Source organism: Salipiger mangrovisoli (assembly GCF_015223355.1).
Taxonomy (GTDB): domain Bacteria; phylum Pseudomonadota; class Alphaproteobacteria; order Rhodobacterales; family Rhodobacteraceae; genus Salipiger; species Salipiger mangrovisoli.
This window is the reverse complement of the sequence record NZ_JADFFK010000015.1, coordinates 41,153-61,083: the sequence shown is the minus strand read 5'-3', so window position 1 is coordinate 61,083 and position 19,931 is coordinate 41,153. Positions and strand designations below refer to the sequence as shown.

20 protein-coding genes are annotated in these 19,931 nt (G+C 66.8%); 14 read left to right on the top strand and 6 right to left on the bottom strand.

Annotated elements, in window-relative coordinates; all coding sequences use genetic code 11:
- Nucleotides 1–118: 118 nt before the first annotated feature.
- The 6 genes from clpS (at nt 119) to IQ782_RS18795 (ending at nt 4,670) form a co-directional block, all read left to right on the top strand.
- The gene (clpS, locus tag IQ782_RS18820) at nt 119–445 is read left to right on the top strand and encodes an ATP-dependent Clp protease adapter ClpS (protein WP_420832678.1); all 327 of its coding nucleotides are present in this window, start codon (nt 119–121) and stop codon (nt 443–445) included.
- A gap of 24 nt (nt 446–469) precedes the next feature.
- On the top strand, nt 470–1,447 hold the full coding sequence (locus tag IQ782_RS18815; protein WP_194136215.1) for a class I SAM-dependent methyltransferase: 978 nt from the start codon (nt 470–472) through the stop codon (nt 1,445–1,447).
- Between the two features lie 37 nt (nt 1,448–1,484).
- The gene (locus tag IQ782_RS18810; RefSeq protein WP_194136214.1) at nt 1,485–2,285 is read left to right on the top strand and encodes an SDR family NAD(P)-dependent oxidoreductase; all 801 of its coding nucleotides are present in this window, start codon (nt 1,485–1,487) and stop codon (nt 2,283–2,285) included.
- A gap of 19 nt (nt 2,286–2,304) precedes the next feature.
- Complete coding sequence (gene hemF, locus IQ782_RS18805) at nt 2,305–3,195, top strand: oxygen-dependent coproporphyrinogen oxidase (RefSeq protein ID WP_194136213.1); 891 nt, start codon at nt 2,305–2,307, stop codon at nt 3,193–3,195.
- Between the two features lie 147 nt (nt 3,196–3,342).
- Complete coding sequence (locus IQ782_RS18800) at nt 3,343–4,218, top strand: 50S ribosomal protein L11 methyltransferase (RefSeq protein ID WP_194136212.1); 876 nt, start codon at nt 3,343–3,345, stop codon at nt 4,216–4,218.
- Nucleotides 4,219–4,316: 98 nt separating this feature from the next.
- On the top strand, nt 4,317–4,670 hold the full coding sequence (locus IQ782_RS18795) for a hypothetical protein (protein ID WP_194136211.1): 354 nt from the start codon (nt 4,317–4,319) through the stop codon (nt 4,668–4,670).
- A gap of 107 nt (nt 4,671–4,777) precedes the next feature.
- Here IQ782_RS18795 and IQ782_RS18790 read toward each other — a convergent pair whose 3' ends face one another.
- Nucleotides 4,778–5,044 carry a DUF1127 domain-containing protein gene (locus tag IQ782_RS18790; RefSeq protein ID WP_194136210.1) on the bottom strand — a complete coding sequence of 89 codons (267 nt, stop codon included), beginning with the start codon at nt 5,042–5,044 and terminating at the stop codon, nt 4,778–4,780.
- 329 nt (nt 5,045–5,373) lie between these two features.
- On the opposite strand from IQ782_RS18790, the gene ruvC reads away from it, so the two are divergent.
- The 4 genes from ruvC (at nt 5,374) to IQ782_RS18770 (ending at nt 8,293) form a co-directional block, all read left to right on the top strand.
- Nucleotides 5,374–5,862 carry a crossover junction endodeoxyribonuclease RuvC gene (ruvC, locus tag IQ782_RS18785; protein ID WP_194136209.1) on the top strand — a complete coding sequence of 163 codons (489 nt, stop codon included), beginning with the start codon at nt 5,374–5,376 and terminating at the stop codon, nt 5,860–5,862.
- Entirely contained in the window at nt 5,859–6,530 is a 672-nt protein-coding gene (ruvA, locus tag IQ782_RS18780) for a Holliday junction branch migration protein RuvA (protein WP_194136208.1), read from the top strand. The genes ruvC and ruvA overlap by 4 nt, the downstream gene beginning before the upstream one ends.
- A gap of 3 nt (nt 6,531–6,533) precedes the next feature.
- On the top strand, nt 6,534–7,565 hold the full coding sequence (gene ruvB / locus IQ782_RS18775) for a Holliday junction branch migration DNA helicase RuvB (protein WP_194136207.1): 1,032 nt from the start codon (nt 6,534–6,536) through the stop codon (nt 7,563–7,565).
- Between the two features lie 104 nt (nt 7,566–7,669).
- The gene (locus tag IQ782_RS18770) at nt 7,670–8,293 is read left to right on the top strand and encodes a hypothetical protein (protein ID WP_194136206.1); all 624 of its coding nucleotides are present in this window, start codon (nt 7,670–7,672) and stop codon (nt 8,291–8,293) included.
- Between the two features lie 12 nt (nt 8,294–8,305).
- Here the strand turns inward: IQ782_RS18770 and IQ782_RS18765 are convergent, their stop codons facing one another.
- Both IQ782_RS18765 and trpS read right to left on the bottom strand, forming a co-directional pair.
- On the bottom strand, nt 8,306–9,208 hold the full coding sequence (locus IQ782_RS18765; protein ID WP_194136205.1) for a homocysteine S-methyltransferase family protein: 903 nt from the start codon (nt 9,206–9,208) through the stop codon (nt 8,306–8,308).
- A 147-nt stretch (nt 9,209–9,355) separates the two neighbouring features.
- Nucleotides 9,356–10,396 carry a tryptophan--tRNA ligase gene (gene trpS, locus IQ782_RS18760; RefSeq protein ID WP_194136204.1) on the bottom strand — a complete coding sequence of 347 codons (1,041 nt, stop codon included), beginning with the start codon at nt 10,394–10,396 and terminating at the stop codon, nt 9,356–9,358.
- Between the two features lie 75 nt (nt 10,397–10,471).
- Between trpS and IQ782_RS18755 the strand changes: the two genes are divergently transcribed.
- Entirely contained in the window at nt 10,472–11,158 is a 687-nt protein-coding gene (locus IQ782_RS18755) for a rhomboid family intramembrane serine protease (protein WP_194136203.1), read from the top strand.
- 10 nt (nt 11,159–11,168) lie between these two features.
- On the opposite strand, the gene IQ782_RS30215 is transcribed toward IQ782_RS18755, so the two are convergent.
- Nucleotides 11,169–12,656 carry a phospholipase D family protein gene (locus IQ782_RS30215; protein ID WP_194136202.1) on the bottom strand — a complete coding sequence of 496 codons (1,488 nt, stop codon included), beginning with the start codon at nt 12,654–12,656 and terminating at the stop codon, nt 11,169–11,171.
- Nucleotides 12,657–12,659: 3 nt separating this feature from the next.
- Entirely contained in the window at nt 12,660–14,204 is a 1,545-nt protein-coding gene (gene murJ / locus IQ782_RS18745) for a murein biosynthesis integral membrane protein MurJ (protein ID WP_194136201.1), read from the bottom strand.
- A 256-nt stretch (nt 14,205–14,460) separates the two neighbouring features.
- Here murJ and IQ782_RS18740 point away from each other — a divergent pair, with 256 nt between their 5' ends.
- Together IQ782_RS18740 and IQ782_RS18735 are read left to right on the top strand one after the other, a co-directional pair.
- On the top strand, nt 14,461–15,894 hold the full coding sequence (locus IQ782_RS18740; protein WP_194136200.1) for a TrkH family potassium uptake protein: 1,434 nt from the start codon (nt 14,461–14,463) through the stop codon (nt 15,892–15,894).
- A gap of 156 nt (nt 15,895–16,050) precedes the next feature.
- Entirely contained in the window at nt 16,051–17,856 is a 1,806-nt protein-coding gene (locus tag IQ782_RS18735; protein ID WP_240989403.1) for an amidohydrolase, read from the top strand.
- Between the two features lie 82 nt (nt 17,857–17,938).
- Here the strand turns inward: IQ782_RS18735 and IQ782_RS18730 are convergent, their stop codons facing one another.
- Entirely contained in the window at nt 17,939–19,249 is a 1,311-nt protein-coding gene (locus IQ782_RS18730) for a DEAD/DEAH box helicase (RefSeq protein WP_194136199.1), read from the bottom strand.
- Nucleotides 19,250–19,686: 437 nt separating this feature from the next.
- Between IQ782_RS18730 and IQ782_RS18725 the strand changes: the two genes are divergently transcribed.
- Nucleotides 19,687–19,893, top strand: coding sequence for a cold-shock protein (locus IQ782_RS18725; protein ID WP_095884218.1), 207 nt, complete (start codon nt 19,687–19,689; stop codon nt 19,891–19,893).
- The last annotated feature ends 38 nt before the right edge of the window (nt 19,894–19,931 follow it).

Below are 19,931 nucleotides of genomic sequence, written 5' to 3'. Positions count from 1 at the left end.
GTCTTTTCTCCGCGGCTCCTTGGATTTATATAGACCCTTCAAAGCCGGAACCGCAAAGCACTCGTAAAGCACAAGCGTCCCCGAGATGATCCACCCTGTCATGGCCCTCAATCTTCGCATGTCCGACCGCAACGCCCCCCGCGATGGCGAGGGCGATGCTGACGTCGTGCTGCAGACCAAGCCGAAGACCAAACGCCCGCCGCTCTACAAGGTTTTGCTGCTGAACGATGACTACACGCCGATGGAATTCGTCGTGCATGTGCTCGAACGCTTCTTCGGCATGACCCATGCGCAGGCCTTCGAGGTCATGCTCACCGTCCATAAGAAGGGGGTCGCGGTGGTCGGCGTGTTCAGCCACGAGATCGCCGAGACCAAGGTGGGTCAGGTCATGGATTTTGCCCGGCGTCACCAGCATCCGCTGCAATGCACCATGGAAAAGGAGTGATCCGCCCTCTGCGGTGGTTCTGCCATGTCTGATACCCGATTGAGTTTCGCGCTCGAGGGAGGTCTCGACCTGCCCTCCGAAGGGCGCATCCTTCTGCTCGGCGCGCCGGGCGATTTCGACGCCGAGGACCTGCCGCGCGAGCGCTGCACCGTCGTCCAGCGCCTGGCCCCCGACCATGCTGCTTGGGAGCGCCGCGGATGGACCGTCACGCTCGCCCCCGAGGGCGAGTTTGCGGCCGCCATCGTCTTCCTTCCCCGTGCCCGCGATCGGGCCGAGGCCTGGATCGCCGAGGCCAATGCCGCCGCGAAAGGGGGGCTGGTGATCGTTGACGGCCAGAAGACCGACGGCATCGATGCCTGCCTCAAGGCGCTGCGCAAGCGCACCGAGATTCTCGGGCAGGTGTCCAAGGCGCATGGCAAGACCATCTGGTTCGCCGCCACCGATGCCTTTGCCGACTGGGCCCGGGGGCCGGCGCAGCTGCCCGGGGGGCAGTGGACCGCGCCGGGCGTGTTCTCGGCCGACGGACCGGACCCGGCGAGCGAGGCGCTGCTTGCCGCGCTGCCCGAGAAGCTGGGCGCAAATGTCGCCGATCTTGGCGCGGGCTGGGGCGGGCTGGCGAACGGCATCCTGCGCCGCGAGAAGATCGCCGCGCTGCATCTCGTCGAGGCCGACCATGACGCGCTCGACTGTGCGCGCCGCAACGTCGCCGATCCGCGCGCGCAGTTCCACTGGGCTGATGCGCTGAGCTGGAAACCCCCGGCGCTGCTCGATGCGGTGATCATGAATCCGCCTTTCCACACCGGGCGCAAGGCCGAGCCCTCGCTCGGGCAGGCGTTTATCGATGCGGCGGCGCGGTTGTTGAAGCCCTCGGGCCAGCTGTGGCTGGTTGCCAACCGGCACTTGCCCTATGAGGCGCGACTTGCCGAACGCTTCCGCAACTCCGACGAGATCGCGGGAGATTCACGGTTCAAGATCCTTCACGCCACTCGCCCAGGGCGCTGATTGCGGCTAATTTGGCGCAAACATTCAAGGGATTCCCATGAGTTTTTCCATCGAAGGCAAGACTGCCATCGTCACCGGGGCTGCCAATGGCGTTGGCCTGGCGATCGCGCGGCACTTTGCATCGCGCGGCGCCAACGTCATGTTCGCGGATATGGACGAGAACCGGCTGGCCAAGGAATGCGGACCGGTCGAGGAAGAGAGCACCATGCGCTACTTCGCCGGTGACCTGCGCGAGAAGCTGACGCTGGCCAACCTGCTCTCGGCGACGCTCGACGCCTATGACCGCGTCGACATCCTGGTGAACGGTGCGCGGCAGATCCTGCCCACCGACGTGCATGACTGCGAGGATATCTCGCTTGAGACGATGATCGGTCAGAACCTGATGCCGGCCATGCGTCTCAGCCAGATCGTCGCCAAGCGCATGATCAAGCAGGCGGAGGGGCAGGACAGCCGCTGCGTCGGGTCGATCATCAACATCTCGTCGATTGCCGCCAGCCGCACCAATCCGCATCTGCTGGGCTATTCGGTCTCGGTCGCGGCGCTCGACCAGCTGACCCGCTCGCTGGCGGTGTCGCTGGCCGACCAGAAGATCCGGGTGAACTCGGTGGCCTTTGGCTCGCTGATGTCCTCGAGCCTGAAGAACATCCTCAAGGAGCACCCCGGCTACCGCGAGGAGATCGAGAAGCACACGCCTGCCGGGCGCATCGCGGGTCCGGACGAAGTGTGCGAGGCGGTGCAGTTCCTTGCCTCGGACGCCTCGGGTTTCATGACCGGCCAGATCATGACCGTGGACGGCGGCCGCACGCTGATCGACCCGGTCGGCGCGCCGATGCATTGAGCCGGGCAGGAGAGACGAGATGACTGACGTGTTCGATGCGCGCAAGGCGCGCGCCTCGGCCTGGTTCCGCGCGCTTCGGGACGAGATCGTCGCAGCCTTCGAAGGGCTGGAGGGCAGTCACGCGCAAGGGCCGCTGTCCGATGCCGCTCCGGGCCGTTTCGAGGTAACGCCGACCACCCGAACCGCCGATGACGGCAGCGACGCGGGCGGCGGGCTGATGAGCGTGATGCGCGGCGGCCGGGTGTTCGAGAAGGTCGGAGTGAATATCTCGACGGTCTACGGCACGCTTGGCGCAGCGGCGCAGAAATCCATGGCGGCGCGCGGCGTGCCGGGGATCGAGGCGGACCCGCGCTTCTGGGCTTCCGGGATCAGCCTCGTCGCCCACATGCAGAACCCGCATGTGCCGGCGGTGCATATGAATACCCGCATGTTCTGGACGCCGGGGGCCTGGTGGTTCGGCGGTGGATCGGATCTCAATCCCTGCCTCGAGTACGAAGAGGACACGGCGCATTTCCACGCCATCCAGAAAGCCCATCTCGACCCGCATGGCGAGGCGCTCTACCCCGAGCTGAAGGCCTGGGCGGACGAGTATTTCTACATCCCGCACCGCAAGCGCGCGCGCGGCGTCGGCGGCATCTTCATGGACGACCGGAACACCGGCGACTGGGAGGCGGATTTCGCGCTGACCCAGGACATCGGCCGCGCCTTCCTGCCGGCTTACCTGCCGCTGGTCGAAAGGCGCCGGGTCATGGGGTTCGGCGAGACGGAGAAGGACGCGCAGCTTGTCCACCGCGGGCTCTATGCCGAGTACAACCTCGTCTACGACCGCGGCACGAAGTTCGGGCTGGCGACCGGCCATGACCCCGACGCGGTGCTGATGAGCCTGCCGCCGATGGCAAAATGGGTCTGATCCCGCGCTGACCTTCCGATGTGCCCCGCCTCTCCGGCGGGGCGTTGTTTTCCAGGGGGGACGCAAGCGCCCGCCGGTGCATGCAGGCTGGCGCGCCACGCCCAAACGCTGTATCGGGCAGGCCAACCCCTGATAGGAGAGCATGACATGGCCAAGACCTGGACCGCCTTCACCAAGCTGAGCGACAAGACCGCCGCCGAGGCCCTGGGCGAGGCCATCGAAGAGATTGATCCCGAACCCACTGGCGTCGGCGTATTCGAGATCGAGGACGGCTCTGGTACCTGGGAGGTGGGCGGCTATTTCCTCGGCAAGCCCAACGACGTGGAGCTGGCGCTGCTCGCCGCGGCCTTCAATGCCGCTCCCTTCGTGATCTCGGAAGTGCCGGACCAGGATTGGGTGGACAAGGTGCGCCGCGAACTGACCCCGGTCGAAGCCGGGCGCTTTTTCGTCTACGGCTCGCATGATGCCGACAAGATCCCCGAGGGCGCCGAGCCCTTGCTGATCGAGGCTGCCATGGCCTTCGGCACCGGCCACCACGGCACCACGCTGGGCTGCCTGCGCGCCCTCGATCGGCTGTCGAACGAAGGCATGGTCGGTCAGAACGTCGCCGACATCGGCTGCGGCACCGCCGTGCTTGGCATGGCCGCAGCGCGCATCTGGCCGAACCCGGTGATCGTGTCGGACATCGACGAGGTCGCCGTCGAGGTCGCCGAGGCCAACGTCCGCGCCAACAATCTCGAAGGCAAGGTGATCTGCGTCGAGGCGGCCGGCTTCGGTCATCCCGATCTGGCGGCACGCGCTCCCTACGATCTTGTTTTCGCCAACATCCTCAAGCAGCCGCTGATCGATTTGGCCCCTGATATGGCGGCGCATCTTGCCGTTGGGGGGTATGCGATCCTCTCTGGCATCCTGATCCGCCAGGCGGATGAGGTCGTTGCGGCCTATGCAGCGCAGGGTGTTGAGCTGGTGCGCCGTGATGAAATCGGCGAATGGGTCACGCTTACGCTGCGCAAGTCGTCGTGATCGAAACACGGCAGGATTGCCGTTATCTTGCCTAAATTTCGCCTCTCTTTACCTGCAAATACGCCACGTATTTGTATGGTATCGAGAGGGTTCCCGGTATGGAAAGCGCTCTGAAGAGTTTCGAGCGGCGCCAGCGGGCTGTTACGCAAAAGCACCGCAAGCTGGCGCAAGGCTATGTCACGAAGATCAGCCGACACGGGGTGATCGAACATAAGCCGATCCGCAAGCTGAAGACGCCGCGGGTTGGCTCCCTCGTTCCCGTGCTGACCGTGCTCATGGGGATGGCGGCCTTCAAGGGCCTGATGCTGGCCAACCTCGGGGCCGCGAATTACGCCGAACACGTCGAGACGCTGGCCAAGGGCAGCTTTGCCGATCGGCTGGGAGCTTGGGTTCTGGGCGTTGATCCGGTCACGCTCTGGATCGGGATCCACCTACAGGCGTTCCTGGGCTGACTTTCAGGGGCGGCCCGTCGCCGCCGACATCGGATCGTTTGGGTCCAAATAAGAAAGGCCGCTGTCCCGATCAGGACAGCGGCCTTTGTGCATGATCTCGCATGAGATCAGCGACGACGTGCGATCACCGGGATGTCGGCGCGGGTCAGGCCGATATCGTCGAGTTCGCGGTCGGTCAGAGCCATCAGGCTCTTGCGGGTCAGACGGGTGTCGTTCCACTCGGCGAACATGCCGAAGAGAGTTGCGAAGAGGCCGGCCGAACGGGGGGTCTCATCAGCGGCGACGGGCGCGAAGCCGGTGACGAAGACGTTCCCGATGCGACCTGCCAGACCAGCGGCGCCGTCAGCGTCGCGCGAGTAGTCATAAGCAGCCATGGGTCAGTGTCCTTGTACGGAAGTTTTTAAAGTGCCTGAATTCTGAGCGGGAGATAGAGCCGCCGGGCATTTCTAACAACTGGTCAAAAACGCATGGTCGATCTGCAGTTTTCACATAGCATTCGATTTAAGCAAAATGCCTGCAATATCTCCCAAATTTCGGGCGGAATGGGTCGGGGAGGACCCGTCGGATACCCCCTGCGGGCCTCGATCCCGTGGCCTGAGTGACCGCCGGACCGCAGGGAAAAAATGCACGGGGTCGAGGGCTTGGCGGATGTTCGCGTTTCGTGCTAATTCAGAGGCAGGAAAACAAGAACGGGCAGGCAAGAATGAGGGTCATCGGAATCGATCCCGGCCTCAGACACCTCGGCTGGGGTGTGATCGAGGCAGAGGGCAGCCGTTTGCGGCATGTCGCCAACGGCACCTGCGATTCGGGACCCGGTACGCTTGCCGCGCGTCTGCTGACCTTGCACGAGCAGCTGACCGACGTGCTGCACCGCTGGCAGCCCGAGATCGCGGCGGTGGAACAGACCTTCGTCAACCGGGACGGCGCGGGCACGCTGAAGCTCGGGCAGGCTCGGGGCATCGCCATGCTGGTGCCGGCGCAGTTCGGGCTCGAGATCGGCGAATACGCTCCCAACACGGTGAAAAAGACGGTGGTCGGGGTCGGCCACGCGGAAAAGGCGCAGGTGGACCACATGGTGCGGATGCAGCTGCCGGGCGTGGTCATCCACGGCCCCGACGCGGCGGACGCGCTGGCCATCGCCATATGTCACGCGCATCATCAGGGCGCGCAGAGAATGAAGGTGAAGGCATGATCGGACGGATCGCCGGACGGGTGGATTACAAGGGCGACGATCACGCGCTGATCGACGTGCGGGGCGTGGGCTACGTGGTCTACTGCTCGGAGCGGGTGCTGATGTCTCTGGCGCCGGGCGAGGCGGCGGCGCTCTACACCGACCTGCTGGTGCGCGAGGATCTGTTGCAGCTCTACGGCTTCCCTTCGCTGGTGGAAAAGGAATGGTTCCGCCTGCTGATGTCGGTGCAGGGCGTGGGGGCCAAGGCCTCGCTCGCCATCCTCGGAACGCTGGGGCCGGACGGGGTGAGTCGCGCCATTGCGCTCGGTGACTGGAATGCGATCAAGGCCGCCAAGGGCATCGGCCCGAAGACCGCGCAGCGTGTGGTCAACGAGTTGAAGGACAAGGCGCCGATGATCATGGCCATGGGCGCGGGGCGGGTGACCTCGGCCGAGGACGTGGTGATCGAGGACACCCCCGTGGCGTCGCCCGCGCCTGTCGCCCGCAAGGCCCCTGCGCCGAAGCCCAATGCCTCGGCGCAGGCCGAGGCGCTCTCGGCGCTCGGCAACCTCGGGTATGCGCCCGGCGAGGCGGCCTCGGCGGTGGCACAGGCAGCGGGCGAGGACCCCGAGGCCGAGACCCCTGCGCTGATCCGTGCCGCGTTGAAGCTGCTGGCTCCGAAGGGATAATCCATGGTCGGACCCGATCCCACCCTGCGTCCCCAGCCGCTGCCCGAGGACGAGGGCCGCGCGCTGCGCCCGCAGATGCTGGGCGATTTCATCGGCCAGGCCGAGGCGCGCGCCAACCTGCGCGTGTTCATCCAGTCGGCCCGCTCGCGCGGCGAGGCGATGGACCACACGCTGTTCCACGGCCCGCCCGGCCTTGGCAAGACGACATTGGCGCAGATCATGGCGCGCGAGCTGGGGGTCGGCTTCCGAATGACCTCCGGCCCGGTGCTGGCAAAGGCCGGGGATCTGGCGGCGATCCTCACCAACCTCGAGGCGCGCGACGTGCTCTTCATCGACGAGATCCACCGGCTCAACCCGGCGGTCGAGGAGGTGCTCTACCCGGCCATGGAGGATTACGAGCTCGACCTGGTGATCGGCGAGGGCCCCGCCGCGCGCACCGTGCGGATCGAGCTGCAGCCTTTCACGCTGGTCGGCGCGACCACACGGCTCGGCCTGCTGACGACGCCGCTGCGCGATCGCTTCGGTATTCCAACCCGGCTGCAGTTCTACACCGAGGACGAGTTGCACGAGATCGTCAGCCGCAACGCCGTGAAGCTCGGGGTGCGGGCCGAGTCCGAAGGGGCGCGCGAGATCGCCCGCCGGGCACGCGGCACGCCGCGCATCGCCGGGCGGCTGCTTCGTCGGGTGGTGGATTTCGCCGTCGTGGAAGGCGGCGGCGTCGTCACCCGCGATCTTGCCGACGGCGCGCTCACCCGGCTCGGGGTGGACCAGCTGGGTCTCGACGGCGCCGACCGGCGCTACCTGACCTTGATGGCCGAGAACTATTCCGGCGGACCGGTGGGCATCGAGACGCTCTCGGCGGCGCTCTCGGAAAGCCGCGATGCGCTGGAGGAGGTGATCGAACCCTACCTGCTGCAGCAGGGGCTGATCCAGCGCACCCCGCGCGGGCGGATGCTGGCGCAGCGGGCCTGGGACCACCTCGGCCTGCCGATGCCGCGCCCGCAGGGGCCGGGGCAGGGCCTGCTCTTCGACTGACCCGCACCGTCAGCCTTGCAAGGCCGCGCCCGGCGTGGCAGGTGGAGCGCCGCGTGGCGGGCGCTGCGCCCTGCGTATTTGCCAAAGAGAAGAAGGGGCGAGCCATGGACGCTGCCGAGGTCGAAGCGCTGTTTACCCGCGATGACGGGACCTACCTCTGCGCCCGCTGGGGGCGGCCGCTGGTGCCCATCGTCTTCGGTGTGGAAGATGCGACGCTGTCCGTCGTGAAGGGTGCCTTCGAGGCGGTCTGCGCCATGTCCGGGCACAAGATGGCCGAGCATGATCCCGAGCTTGGCGCCAACGTCATGGTTTTCTTCTTCCGCGACTGGGACGAGCTCTTGGAACTGCCCGACCTCGGCCGGATGATCGACGGGCTGCCGGCAATGGTGGCGCGGCTTCAGGCGGAGGGCGCGACCCAGTACCGTGTGTTCCGCTTCGACCGCGACGGCGCGATCAAGGCGGCCTTTGTCTTCCTGCGGATGAACGCGAGCCTGTCGCAGATGCCCGCCGAGGACCTTGCGCTGGCGCAGGTGGCACAGGTGATGCTGACCTGGGGCAATGGCGCCTTTGCGTCCCGCTCGCCGCTGGGGCGGCTCGAGGATGGGCGCGTGGTGCTGCGCCCGGAGATCGGCGCGGTGATCCGCGCGGCCTATGACCGGGTGATGCCGTCCGCCGCGATGGACCCGAGCCACGCGCTGCGGCTGGCGGCGCGCATGGGGCTTTCCTGATCCTGTAATGACCTAGCCCGACACGCGCCGGGCGATCTCGCGCAGGTGGCGCAGGTCGGTGCCGCAACAGCCGCCGAGCACACGCAGTGCGGGGTGGTTGCGCTGCATCTCGGCAAGCTGGGCAGCCAGCTCTTCGGGATCGCCATCGTCGAGCGTGTCGCAGGCGTCGAGCTCGGCGTGGCTCTGGCGCGAGGCATTTGCGACGATGCCGGCGAGATGCGCCTCCCATTCGCCGCCGTCGAAGGCTTCCGCGATGTGGTCCGGGTGGGCGCAGTTGACCAGGATCGCCATCGGGTCCGCTGCCCCGGCGAGGCGCTGCACCGCCTCGGATAGCAGCGTGCCGTCGGCGAGGCGGCCGTCGGTTTCCACGGTGAAGGAGACGAGGGCGGGGATGCCCGCGTGCGCGGCGGCCTTGGCGATGCCGATCGCCTCGCCCGCGGCGCCGAGCGTGTAGGCGCTGACCATGTCCGCCCCGGCCTCTTTCGCCGCGCGCACCTGCGGCGCGTGGTAGGCGGCGGAGGCCTCGGCGGCGGCGTTGCCGGGCTTGTAGCCGTCGCCCTGCGGGCCGATCTGCACGCTGATCCTGGTGTGAACGTCGGGATGCGCCGCCGCCATCTCGCGCAGCAGCGCCACCGCCTCGCGGGTGACCCGACCGAGATCGTCCGGCGCGTAGCCGACGGGGGCGGCGCGGTCGGGGTTGGCCATCCATGTGGGCGTGTCGAGGATGATGCCCGCGCCGGTGTCGCGGCCGATGGCGATCAGCGCCTCGGCATAGCCACGCAGCCGGGCGCGGCCCTCGGTCTCGTCGATCATCGGGAAGGCGGCGAAATGCGGAAGATCGACGCCGTGGTTGAAGATCAGGTCGGTCTCCATCCCGGTCCAGGCGATCCAAGTGCGGTCTGGGGCGAGTGTCATCGCGCAGGTCCTCCCTCACAAGCCCAAGGCGATGGCGGGGAGTTTAGCACGAAAGCGCCGGCGCTGCAGGGCGCATGGCGGGAAGGTGGAAAAAGGCGAAAGGCCGCCCTTAGCGGACGGCCTCTCGCTTGTGGATTGGACGGAAGGTCAGGCCTTGGCGCCGACCATCCCGACGATCTCGTAGGTCCTTTGCAGGATCGGCTCGGCGATGGCGCGGGCGCGGTCCGCGCCGTTGGCGAGGATCGTGTCGATCTGCGCCGGGTCCTGCATCAGCCGGGCCATCTCGGTCGAGATCGGCGCCAGCTTGTCGACGGCGAGATCCACCAGCATCGGCTTGAACTCCGAGAACTGCTTGCCGCCCGCCATGGCGAGCACCTCGTCGACGCTCTGCCCGGCGAGGGCGGCGTAGATATTGACGAGATTGCGCGCCTCGGGACGTCCCTCGAGGCCCTTGGCCTCGGACGGCAGCCCGTCAGGGTCGGTCTTGGCCTTGCGGATCTTCTTGGCGATGGCGTCGGCGTCATCGGTCATGTTGATGCGCGAGGCATCCGAGGGATCGGATTTCGACATCTTCTTCGAGCCGTCGCGCAAGCTCATGACGCGGGTGGCCGCGCCCTCGATCACCGGCTCGGTCATCGGGAAGAACTCGGTGCCGTAGTCATGGTTGAACTTCGCGGCGATGTCGCGGGTCAGCTCGACGTGCTGTTTCTGGTCCTCGCCCACGGGCACGTGGGTGGCGTGGTAGAGCAGGATGTCGGCGGCCATCAGCGCGGGATAGGCGTAGAGCCCAAGCGAGGCCTTCTCGGCGTTCTTGCCGGCCTTGTCCTTGAACTGGGTCATCCGGTTCATCCAGCCGAGCCGGGCGACGCAGTTGAAAATCCAGCCGAGCTGGGCGTGGCCGGCGACCTGGCTCTGGTTGAAGAGGATCGACTTTTCCGGATCGAGGCCGGAGGCTAGATAGCCCGCCGTCAGCTCGCGGGTCTGCCGGCGCAGCGCCTCGGGGTCCTGCCAGACGGTGATCGCATGCATGTCGACGACGCAGTAGATCGTCTCGATCCCGCTGTCCTGCATGTCGACGAAGCGTTTGATCGCGCCAAGATAGTTGCCCAGCGTCAGCCCGCCCGAGGGCTGGATGCCGGAAAACACGCGCGGCGTGAAAGCGGAATTGTTGACGCCGGCCTCGGACATGGGCTTCCTCCGTCTGGAAATTCGGTCTGGGCTGGCTTACCCATGCCCCGACATGCCGTCAAGAAAGAGGCCACCATGGCGCATAACCACAATGTCTCGCCGTTCAATTCCCTGCCGCCGGTGATCGCGGCGCTGGCCGTGGTCATCGTCGGGGTCGAGGCGGCCTTCTCGCTGGGTGCGCGCGGCCTGCTCGGCGGGCCCGGCGCGGTGGGCTGGCGGCTCGATGCGCTGCAACGCTTCGCCTTCTCGGGAGAAATCTGGCACTGGATGCTGTCCACCGGCCAGTTCCAGGCGCAGCACCTTCTGCGCTTCTTCAGCTATCCCTTCGTGCACGCAAGTTTCAGCCATGCGCTGTTTGCCGCGGTGATGCTGCTGGCGCTCGGCAAGATGGTCGGCGAGGCGCTGGGGACCCCGCGCACGCTGGCGATCCTCGCGGCGTCCAGCGTCGGCGGAGCGCTGGCTTATGGCTTCCTGAGCACGCCGATGCCGCTGATCGGGGCCTTCCCGCCGGTCTACGGGCTGATCGGGGGCTTCACCTACCTGCTGTGGCTGCGGCTGGGGCAGATGGGTGCGCAGCAGGCGCGGGCCTTCTCACTGATCGGCATCCTGCTGGGAATCCAGCTGCTTTTTGGCCTGCTCTTCGGCGGCAGCCTTGATTGGGTTGCGGACCTCGGCGGCTTTGCCTCGGGCTTCCTGCTCACGATGGTGCTGGTGCCCGGCGGCTGGGCGCGGCTGCGCGAACGGCTGCGGCAGCGGCGCTGATCCCGGCGGATCAGAACATGTCGGCCGGCAGGATCGGCAGGGCGCGCGAGAACTTTCGCCCCGCCGCCTGCGGATAGGGCAGGACGAACCCCTCGCGATCCTGCGGCGGGTGGGCGGCGTTGGACAGCGCCGCCTGACGCCAGGTCCGGGCGGCGACGGGATCGTGGCCGTTGAGGTGATCGCCGAGCCAGGTCCTTGCCAGACGCCGCTGCAGCTCGTGCACCGCGTCGGGCTTTCGGAAGAGCACCGAGGCCTCGGTGTCCCAGCGCAGGCTGCGCCCGTTGAGGTTGGCCGAGCCGACCAGCCCGACGCGATCATCCACCAGCAGCACCTTCGAGTGCACGTAGATCGGTCCCGAGCCGAGCAGATCGGGGATTTCCTTGGGGGAGTTCTCGTGCTGGCCGGGCGAGACGATGGCCGCGCGGTCGCCGAAAGCGCGCTGCACGCGGGTCACCGCCTCGGTCTGCAAGGCATGGCCATGGCGCGTATCCCAGCCGTCGTTGCCCTCGTAGAGCACCCGGTCCGGGAAGGAGGGCATAAGCAGCACCAGTTGCAGCTCGGCGTTGCGCGCACCGGCCTTGGCCAAAGCCTCGGCCACCGGGCGGTGCCGCAGGAACTGGGTTTCGATGTAGATGTTGCGCTGCGCCTCGCCGATCATGGCGATCACCGCCTTTTCGTGCTCGATGACCGCGGCGCGCGGTGAAAGCCGCGTGAGGCCGGGGCAGGGGGCCGAGAAGGTCCGCACGAGACGCAGGTCCTGCGGGGTCTGCGGCCGCTTGCCGTTGCCGCGGCGCTCGGCCCGGCCGGTAACGCAGGGCGTGTCGCAATCCAGCGCGGAATTCCAGCAATCGTCGAAATGGGCGCGCAGGGCGGCCGAGAAATCCGGGTCGTCTACCTGCATCGAAACGTCGTGCCAGGTTTCGTCGGCGGGGCGGTCATGCTCGGGCGTGTCGAAGCGGCGCTCGTTGATGTCGAGTCCGCCGATGACGCAGGCCTTGCCGTCAGCCACCGCAAATTTCTGGTGAATCGTCACGGGGCGCAGCAGCACCGCGCCCTTCAGCACCGTGCGCTGCACCGGCGTGAGCGAACCCTCTTCCTCGCGCCGCAGCTCGGCGATGTAGCGCGCGATCTTGCCGCGCATCGCCCACCGCCAGAGCCAGCCGGCGTTCTGACCGTGCGGCGCGCAGAGGATCTGCACGTCCCCCGAAAGCCGTTCGGCAAAGCCCGAGGCAGAGCGCCAGGCGTTGCGGTGCAGAGACGAGGTGAAGATCGGGTCAAAGTCCGAGATGATCATCCGCAGGGTCACGCCGCGCCGCGCCACGTCGGCCAGCAGGTCGGCCCAATCCTCCAGACCCTGCTGCCGCAGCTCGGGGCTGCGCAGTTTGGTCTGCGGATCGAGAATGCGGAAGCTCATCACCAGCTCGCTCTGCGCTGCATGGCAGAGCCGTTCGAGGGCGGGGAAACCCTCGGCGGCGGTGATCAGCGATGTCAGCGTCATGTGTCAGCCCTTGCGGCGGAATGCAGATCGGAATTCGGACAGGCGGAATGCCCCCACGGTCTGACCGGCGATGCCGTAAGATAGGATGCCGACACCGATCAGGCCGACGAGCGCGAGGCCCCGCCAGTAGCTTCTTTCCAGCAACGGTCCGAGGGCCAGCATGGTTCCCCAGAGAATCGCACCCATGATCGCCGAGGCGAGGCAGATTCGGAAAATGCGCTGGCGGAAGCGGGTATCGAAGCGGGCGACTTCGCCCAGCTTGCGCCCGCCCCAGGCCAGTTGCGCCACCATCGTCCAGGCGGCGACCGTGGTGGCGATGGCCGGCGCGTACCAGCCCAGCACCGGCGCGAGACCGATGGCCAGCGCCGCGTTCACCGCCATGCACCACAGCGCGTAGTAGAAAGGTGTGCGCGTGTTCTCTCGGGCGAAAAAGAGCGGCTGCAGGACCTTCTGCATCACGAAGGCGGGCAGCCCGAGGCCGTAGAGCGCCACGGCAAAGGCAATCGCCTGCGCATCGGCGACCGAGGTGGCCCCGCGCTGGAACAGTACCGAAACGATCGGGAAAGGGACCACCACCAGCGCAACGGCGGCGGGGATGGTCAAGGCAAGCGACAGCTCTCCCGCGCGGGAGAAGGCATGGCGCGCGCCGACGTTGTCCTTGGCCTTGAGGCGGCGCGAGAGGTCCGGCAGCAGCACGATGGCGACGGCAATGCCGACCACGCCGAGCGGCAGCTGGTAGAGCCGGTCGGCGGCGTAGAGCCAGCCCACGGCCTTCTCGAAGTTCGAGGCGACCTGCTGGCCGACCAGCAGGTTGACCTGCATGACCCCGCCCGCCAGCGCCGCGGGGATGGCGACACGGACCAGCCGCTTCATGTCGGGTGTCCAGACAGGGCGGCCGGGGCGCAGGCGGATCCCGGCGCGCTCGGCGGCGATCCAGACCAGCGCCAGCTGCGCCACACCGGCGAAGGGGATCGCCCAGATGAGCCAATGGATGATCTCGCCTCCGACGACCTTCGCGGTGACCATCGCCGCAATGACGAAGATGTTCAGCAGGATCGGCGCGGCGGCGGCGGCGGCGAAATGGCCGGTGGCGTTGAGCGCGCCGGAGAAGAGCGCGGCAAGCGAGATGAAGAAGATGTAGGGAAAGACGATGCGCCCGTAACCGACCGTCAGGTCGAAGCGGCTGTCGGCGGCGAAGCCCCCGGCGGTGGCCCAGACCAGCGCAGGCATGAAGATCAGCGCCAGCGCCGAGATCACCAGCAGCACGAAGGCCAGCCCGTTCATCGCATCGCTGCCGAACTTCAGCGGATTTTCCTCGCCTTCGTATTTTTTCGAGAAAATCGGCACGAAGGCCGCGTTGAAAGCGCCTTCGGCAAAGAAGCGGCGGAACATGTTGGGCAGGCGAAAGGCGGCCACGAAGGCGTCCATCAGCGGACCCGGCCCGATATAAGCCAGGATGAATATCTCGCGCGCGACGCCGAGGACGCGGCTGGCGAGGGTCCAGAAGCCGACCGTGAGAATGCCCGAGATCAGGCGGATGGGTTTCATGATGGCGGGCCCTTTGACATGTTCGCAGGGGCCAGAGGTAGACTATCCCCGAAGGCCTAGGAAGGGGGGACAACCGATGCACAAATCATGCACACGCGGGGGTTTGCCGGTTGTTGCGTCCGGCGCGGGGATGGTGTTGAAGGGATGCCGATTGCCGGTGCGTCAAAAGTCGCGTTGAATTCTCGCTGTCAGCCCCGCATGGCTTCGGGACCGGCGCGGCATCAGCGCCGGGCCGGCACGTCGAGAGAAGGCCGTCATGTCGTTCATCTATTTCATCAACGGTCTGGTGTGCGTGTTCTTCGCGCTGCTCATGGTCGTGGTGGCGATCCTCTTTCCCGATACCGGCGGGACCTTCGCCATGTCGGCGGCGCTGGTCGGCATGGTCGGCGGCGGGGTGAGCCTGTCGACATGGTCTGATTTCCACGAGCAGAACCGGCTTCTGACTTTCCTGCTGACCTCGTCGGTCTGGGTGACTGCCGCCGTGGCGGGGGCGGTGCCGCTGTGGATGTGGGGGCTGACGCCGGTGGATGCGCTCTTCGAGGCGATGTCGGGCATCACTACCACTGGCTCGACGGTGATGAGCGGGCTCGACCAGACGCCGCGTGGGGTGATACTCTGGCGGGCGCTCTTGCAGGGGGTCGGCGGTGTGGGCTTCATCGTGACCGGCATCGCCATGCTGCCGCTGCTGCAGGTCGGCGGGATGCAGCTTTTCCGCACCGAGAGCTCTGACAAGGGCGAGAAGGAGCTGCGCAATGCCGCCGCCTTCGCCTCGGCGACGCTGCGCATCTATCTCGGCCTTATTGCGCTCTGCGCCTTTGTCTACGTGCTGGGCGGGATGAGCGTCTTTGACGCCATAACCCACGCGATGACCACGCTCTCGACCGGCGGCTATTCGGGCTATGACGCGTCCTTCGGGCATTTCACCAGCCCTTTCCTGCAATGGGCCTGCACGCTCTTCATGCTCTTGGGGGCGCTGCCCTTTGCATGGTACCTGCGGGTCGTGCTGCGCGGCGTGATCCGCAGCGAGCAGGTTGCGGCGATGGTCAAGTCGCTGGTCGCCGTCATCACCGTGTTGACCGTCTGGCTGGTGGTGGATGAGGGGATGCCCCTCTTCGAGGCCGCCACGGCCGTGGCTTTCAACGTGGTTTCCGTGGTGACGACAACCGGCTATGCCACCACCGATTACACGCTCTGGGGGCCCTTCGCCGCGGTGGCCTTCTTCCTGCTGACCGCGGTGGGCGGCTGTACCGGCTCCACCGCGGGTGGGGCGAAGGCGATGCGCTGGCTGCTCTTTGCCCGTGCGCTCAAGGCCAAGATGCAGACGATCCGCGCGCCCCACGCCGTCACCGCGATCCACTACGAGGGCGCGCGGGTGGACGAAGACGTGATGAAGGGCGTGATCAGCTTCATGATGTTCTACGGGCTGACCTTCGGCGCCTTGACCATCACTCTCGATTTCGCCGGGCTCGACCTCGAGACGTCGGCGAGCGGCGCGCTGACCGCCTTGGCGAATGTCGGGCCGGGCGTGGGGCCGATCATCGGCCCGGCGGGGAATTTCGCCACGATGACCGATCCGGTGAAGCTGATCCTCTCTGTCGCCATGTACCTTGGGCGGCTCGAGATGATCACCGTCTACGTTCTGCTGACGCCGCTCTTCTGGCGCGAAGTCGGGGATTTGCGCCGCAGCTGACGTAGCTCGGGCGATGTCGCATCGTGGCCACGCCGGAAGCGCGCCGCGGGGTGACGCAAATATTACCTCACGTTAGGCTTCGGTGGCGGCGTCTGGAGCGCCGCCGATTCGCGTGATGATTGTGCGCGGGCGCGAAGGTTTCTGGAGGAATTTTCGATGCGGATTGCAACTCGCGGCGCGGCTTTTCTGCTTGGAACGATGCTGACCTCGGGCGGGGCTCTGGCGCAGGAGATGGCCGACACGATCTATTCGGGCGGCCCCATCCTCACCATCAACGACGCCGCACCCACGGCCGAGGCGGTGGCGGTGAAGGACGGGACGATCCTCGCCGTCGGGACGATGGCGGAGGTCTCGGCCCTGAGGGGCGAGGCCACCGAGATGTTCGACCTGGGCGGGCGCACCATGCTGCCGGGCTTCGTCGACAGCCACGGCCACGTGGTGATGGGCGGCATCCAGGCGCTGTCGGCCAATATGCTCGCCCCGCCCGATGGCGATGTGACCGATATTGCCAGCCTGCAGCAGGGGCTGCGCGACTGGATCGCGGACAATCAGGCGGTGGTGGACTCCGTCAACCTGATCATCGGTTTCGGCTACGACAACGCGCAGCTGGCCGAACTTCGGCACCCGACCAAGGTTGAGCTCGACGCAGTGTCTTCGGAGGTGCCGATCCTGATCATCCACCAGTCGGGGCATCTTGCGGTGGCCAATTCCAAAGCATTGGAGATCGCTGGAATCACCGACGCCTCCGAGAACCCTCCCGGCGGGGTGATCCGCCGCGGCGACGACGGCTCGCCCAACGGCGTGCTGGAGGAATATGCCTTTTTCGGCACGCTGGTGCCGCTGCTGAGCCAGCTGGGCCCCGAAGGCTTCGAAGCCTTTGCCAAGGCAGGGGCGGAAATGTGGGCGCGTTTCGGCTACACCACCGGGCAGGAGGGGCGCTCGAGCGCGGGCAACGTGGCGGCGCTGAAGGCGGTCGATGCCAAGGGAGAGTTGCCGATCGACGTGGTGGCCTTTCCCGATGTGCTGGAAGCCCGCGACTTCATCGAGGCGAACGTCAGCCAGGAGTATGACGGGCACGTGCGGGTGGGCGGCTGCAAGCTGACCATCGACGGCTCGCCGCAGGGCTTCACCGCGCTGCGCGACCGGCCCTACTACGATCCGGTCGGGGACTACCCGCCGGGCTACAAGGGCTATGCGGCGATCACCATGGAGCAGGTCAACGATGCGGTCGACTGGTGTTTCGGCCATGATTTCCAGATCCTGACCCATTCCAATGGCGAGGGCGCCTCGGACATGCTGATCGCCGCCATCGGCGCGGCGGAGCAGAAATACGGGCCCCCGACCAACCGCCCGGTGCTGGTGCACGGCCAGTTCCTGCGTGAAGACCAGGTGGACAGCATCCAGAAGCTGGGCGTTTTCCCGTCGCTTTTCCCGATGCACACCTACTACTGGGGCGATTGGCACCGCGATCACACCGTGGGGCCGGTGAATGCCGAGAATATCTCACCCACAGGCTGGGTGCGCGAGCGCGGCATGATGTTCGGCTCGCACCATGATGCGCCAGTGGCCTTCCCCGACAGCATGCGGATTCTCTCGGCCACGGTGACCCGGCGCACGCGCTCCGGTGACATCCTCGGCCCCGCGCAGCGGGTGAGCGTGATGGAGGGGCTGAAGGCGCTGACCATCTGGCCGGCCTGGCAGCATTTCGAGGAAGACCGGAAGGGTTCGATCGAAGCGGGCAAGCTGGCGGATTTCGTGATCCTGTCAGAGGATCCGACAACGGTGGACCCCGAGACGCTTGCGCAGATCCAGATACGGGTGACGATCAAGGACGGCGCGGTGGTCTACGAGGCGCCCGAGGGCGAGCGGAAGACCGAGCTGCGCGACCGCCCGTTCCTAGGTGGCCCTGAGGTGAACCACGAGTTGCTGGATTCGATGTACGCGGCGATGAAGGCGGAGTGACGCCCCTTTGCCGGGCTGGTGGCCGGACCGTGATGCAAAGAAAAAGGCGCGGAGGGGGCTCCGCGCCTTTTCTCGCTCCGGATCAGGCCGAGGCGTGTGCCTTGCCCCGGCCACCGCCGCCACCGCCACCGCTGCGGCGGCCACGGCCTCCGCGCGGGCGCCGCGCGCCGCCAGGCTTGCCGGCGCTGCCAGCGGGCTTGCTGCCACCGGGACGGCCTCGGCCACCGCCGGTGCCTCCGGCGCTGCGCTGTCCGCGCGACGGCTCGGCCGGGCGCTCGCCACCGAGCGTGGCGATCTGCTGGCCGATCAGCTTCTCGATGCCGCGCAGGTCGGCCATTTCCTCGATGCCGCAGAAGCTCACGGCGCGACCGTCGCGCCCGGCGCGGGCGGTACGGCCGATGCGGTGGACGTAGTTGTCCGCCACGTTCGGCAGGTCGAAGTTGTAGACGTGGCGCACGTCGGGGATGTCGATGCCGCGCGCGGCGACGTCGGTGGCCACGAGCACGCGCATCTCGCCCTTGCGGAACGAGTCGAGCGCGCGGTTGCGCTGGCCCTGGCTCTTGTTGCCGTGGATCGCGCCGACGGCGAAACCGGCCTGGTCAAGCTTGCGCGAGAGCTTCTCGGCGCCGTGCTTGGTGCGGCAGAAGACCAGCGCCAACTCGTCACGGTGATCGTCGAGCAGGCCGGTAAGTGTTTCGATCCGCTTCGGCGTCTCGACGAAGATCACCGACTGTTCGATCTTGTCGGCGGTCTTGCCCGGAGGGGCGACCTGGATACGCACCGGATCGTTCAGGTAGGCGCGGGCGATCTCGTCCATCTGCTTGGGCATGGTGGCCGAGAAGAGCAGCGTCTGGCGCTTGGACGGCAGGTCGCGGGCGATGCGGCGCAGCGCGTGGATGAAGCCGAGGTCGAGCATCTGGTCGGCCTCGTCGAGCACGAAGTGCGACACCTGGTCGAGCTTCAGCGCGCCGCGGTCCATCAGGTCGATGAGACGGCCGGGGGTGGCGATCAGCAGGTGCGTGCCCTTCTCGAGCTTGCGCGACTGCACGTTGATCGAGTTGCCGCCGACCACCAGGGTCAGACGCAGGTGCGCGCCGGTCAGCACCGACGACAGCGTGTCGTGGATCTGTGCCGCCAGTTCACGGGTCGGGGCGAGGATCAGCGCCTGCGCCGATTTCGGTGCGCAGCGTTGCTGGCTGGCGAGCAGCGCATCGGCGATCGGCAGGCCGAAGGCGAAGGTCTTGCCGGTGCCGGTCTGCGCAAGGCCCATCACGTCGCGGCCGGCGAGGGCCTCGGGGATGGCCTGGGTCTGGATCGGGGTCGGCTGAGTGAGATTCTGCTCGGCAAGGCGAGCCAGAAGGGCGGGGCGGAGCCCCAGCGTGTCGAATGTCATGAAAATCCTTTCGGGGAGGGCCGCGAGGGCCGTCGCCGGATATGCGCCTTCGCGCGGGAGGAGATGTGCAGCGGGCTGCGATTGGACGAACGGGCCGGATTGCCCGAATGCCGTAATCGCAAGAACTCCTTCGCGAGGCCGGACCCATGGGAGGGTGCCAACGGCGGGAAATCTGGCATCGCAGGCGCAGGGCGGGTGGCCCTGGGCTGGTAAGGAACCGGCGATCACGCGGTGTAAATGGGGGAATTCGGCCGGAAAGTCAATGCAGGAGGCATGAAATGGCCTGACATCGGATCATCGCTTGTAATTCCGGCCCAAAAGGCCCATTTAGGGAGGGCTACTGAATTTCGTTTCCTGATTCCTCCACGGCTCAGCATGCGACGTTGAGACGCCAGGTCGCCGCGCTTCGTGGGCGACACAGATAGAGGAATACAACCATGGCAACTGGTACCGTCAAGTGGTTCAACACCACCAAGGGCTTCGGCTTCATCGCACCCGATGGTGGCTCGAAAGACGTTTTCGTGCACATCTCGGCAGTTGAGCGTTCGGGCCTCACCGGCCTCGCAGACAACCAGAAAGTGTCGTTCGACATCGAAGCAGGCCGTGACGGCCGCGAGTCGGCGATCAATCTGGAACTGGTGTAAGCCAATCCTGATGGGACTGCGGTCCTGCCAAGAAACAC

Excerpts from the sequence above, each read along its gene's own strand:
- IQ782_RS18725 (WP_095884218.1), top strand. The coding sequence starts at position 19,687 with ATGGCAACTGGTACCGTCAAGTGGTTCAACACCACCAAGGGCTTCGGC.
- trpS (WP_194136204.1), bottom strand. The coding sequence starts at position 10,396 with ATGTCCGAGGCCGGCGTCAACAATTCCGCTTTCACGCCGCGCGTGTTT.
- hemF (WP_194136213.1), top strand. The coding sequence starts at position 2,305 with ATGACTGACGTGTTCGATGCGCGCAAGGCGCGCGCCTCGGCCTGGTTC.
- IQ782_RS18735 (WP_240989403.1), top strand. The coding sequence starts at position 16,051 with ATGCGGATTGCAACTCGCGGCGCGGCTTTTCTGCTTGGAACGATGCTG.
- ruvA (WP_194136208.1), top strand. The coding sequence starts at position 5,859 with ATGATCGGACGGATCGCCGGACGGGTGGATTACAAGGGCGACGATCAC.
- IQ782_RS18810 (WP_194136214.1), top strand. The coding sequence starts at position 1,485 with ATGAGTTTTTCCATCGAAGGCAAGACTGCCATCGTCACCGGGGCTGCC.
- IQ782_RS18765 (WP_194136205.1), bottom strand. The coding sequence starts at position 9,208 with ATGACACTCGCCCCAGACCGCACTTGGATCGCCTGGACCGGGATGGAG.
- IQ782_RS30215 (WP_194136202.1), bottom strand. The coding sequence starts at position 12,656 with ATGACGCTGACATCGCTGATCACCGCCGCCGAGGGTTTCCCCGCCCTC.
- IQ782_RS18770 (WP_194136206.1), top strand. The coding sequence starts at position 7,670 with ATGGACGCTGCCGAGGTCGAAGCGCTGTTTACCCGCGATGACGGGACC.
- IQ782_RS18755 (WP_194136203.1), top strand. The coding sequence starts at position 10,472 with ATGGCGCATAACCACAATGTCTCGCCGTTCAATTCCCTGCCGCCGGTG.
- ruvC (WP_194136209.1), top strand. The coding sequence starts at position 5,374 with ATGAGGGTCATCGGAATCGATCCCGGCCTCAGACACCTCGGCTGGGGT.
- IQ782_RS18730 (WP_194136199.1), bottom strand. The coding sequence starts at position 19,249 with ATGACATTCGACACGCTGGGGCTCCGCCCCGCCCTTCTGGCTCGCCTT.
- IQ782_RS18795 (WP_194136211.1), top strand. The coding sequence starts at position 4,317 with ATGGAAAGCGCTCTGAAGAGTTTCGAGCGGCGCCAGCGGGCTGTTACG.
- IQ782_RS18790 (WP_194136210.1), bottom strand. The coding sequence starts at position 5,044 with ATGGCTGCTTATGACTACTCGCGCGACGCTGACGGCGCCGCTGGTCTG.
- IQ782_RS18815 (WP_194136215.1), top strand. The coding sequence starts at position 470 with ATGTCTGATACCCGATTGAGTTTCGCGCTCGAGGGAGGTCTCGACCTG.
- murJ (WP_194136201.1), bottom strand. The coding sequence starts at position 14,204 with ATGAAACCCATCCGCCTGATCTCGGGCATTCTCACGGTCGGCTTCTGG.
- IQ782_RS18740 (WP_194136200.1), top strand. The coding sequence starts at position 14,461 with ATGTCGTTCATCTATTTCATCAACGGTCTGGTGTGCGTGTTCTTCGCG.
- ruvB (WP_194136207.1), top strand. The coding sequence starts at position 6,534 with ATGGTCGGACCCGATCCCACCCTGCGTCCCCAGCCGCTGCCCGAGGAC.
- clpS (WP_420832678.1), top strand. The coding sequence starts at position 119 with ATGTCCGACCGCAACGCCCCCCGCGATGGCGAGGGCGATGCTGACGTC.
- IQ782_RS18800 (WP_194136212.1), top strand. The coding sequence starts at position 3,343 with ATGGCCAAGACCTGGACCGCCTTCACCAAGCTGAGCGACAAGACCGCC.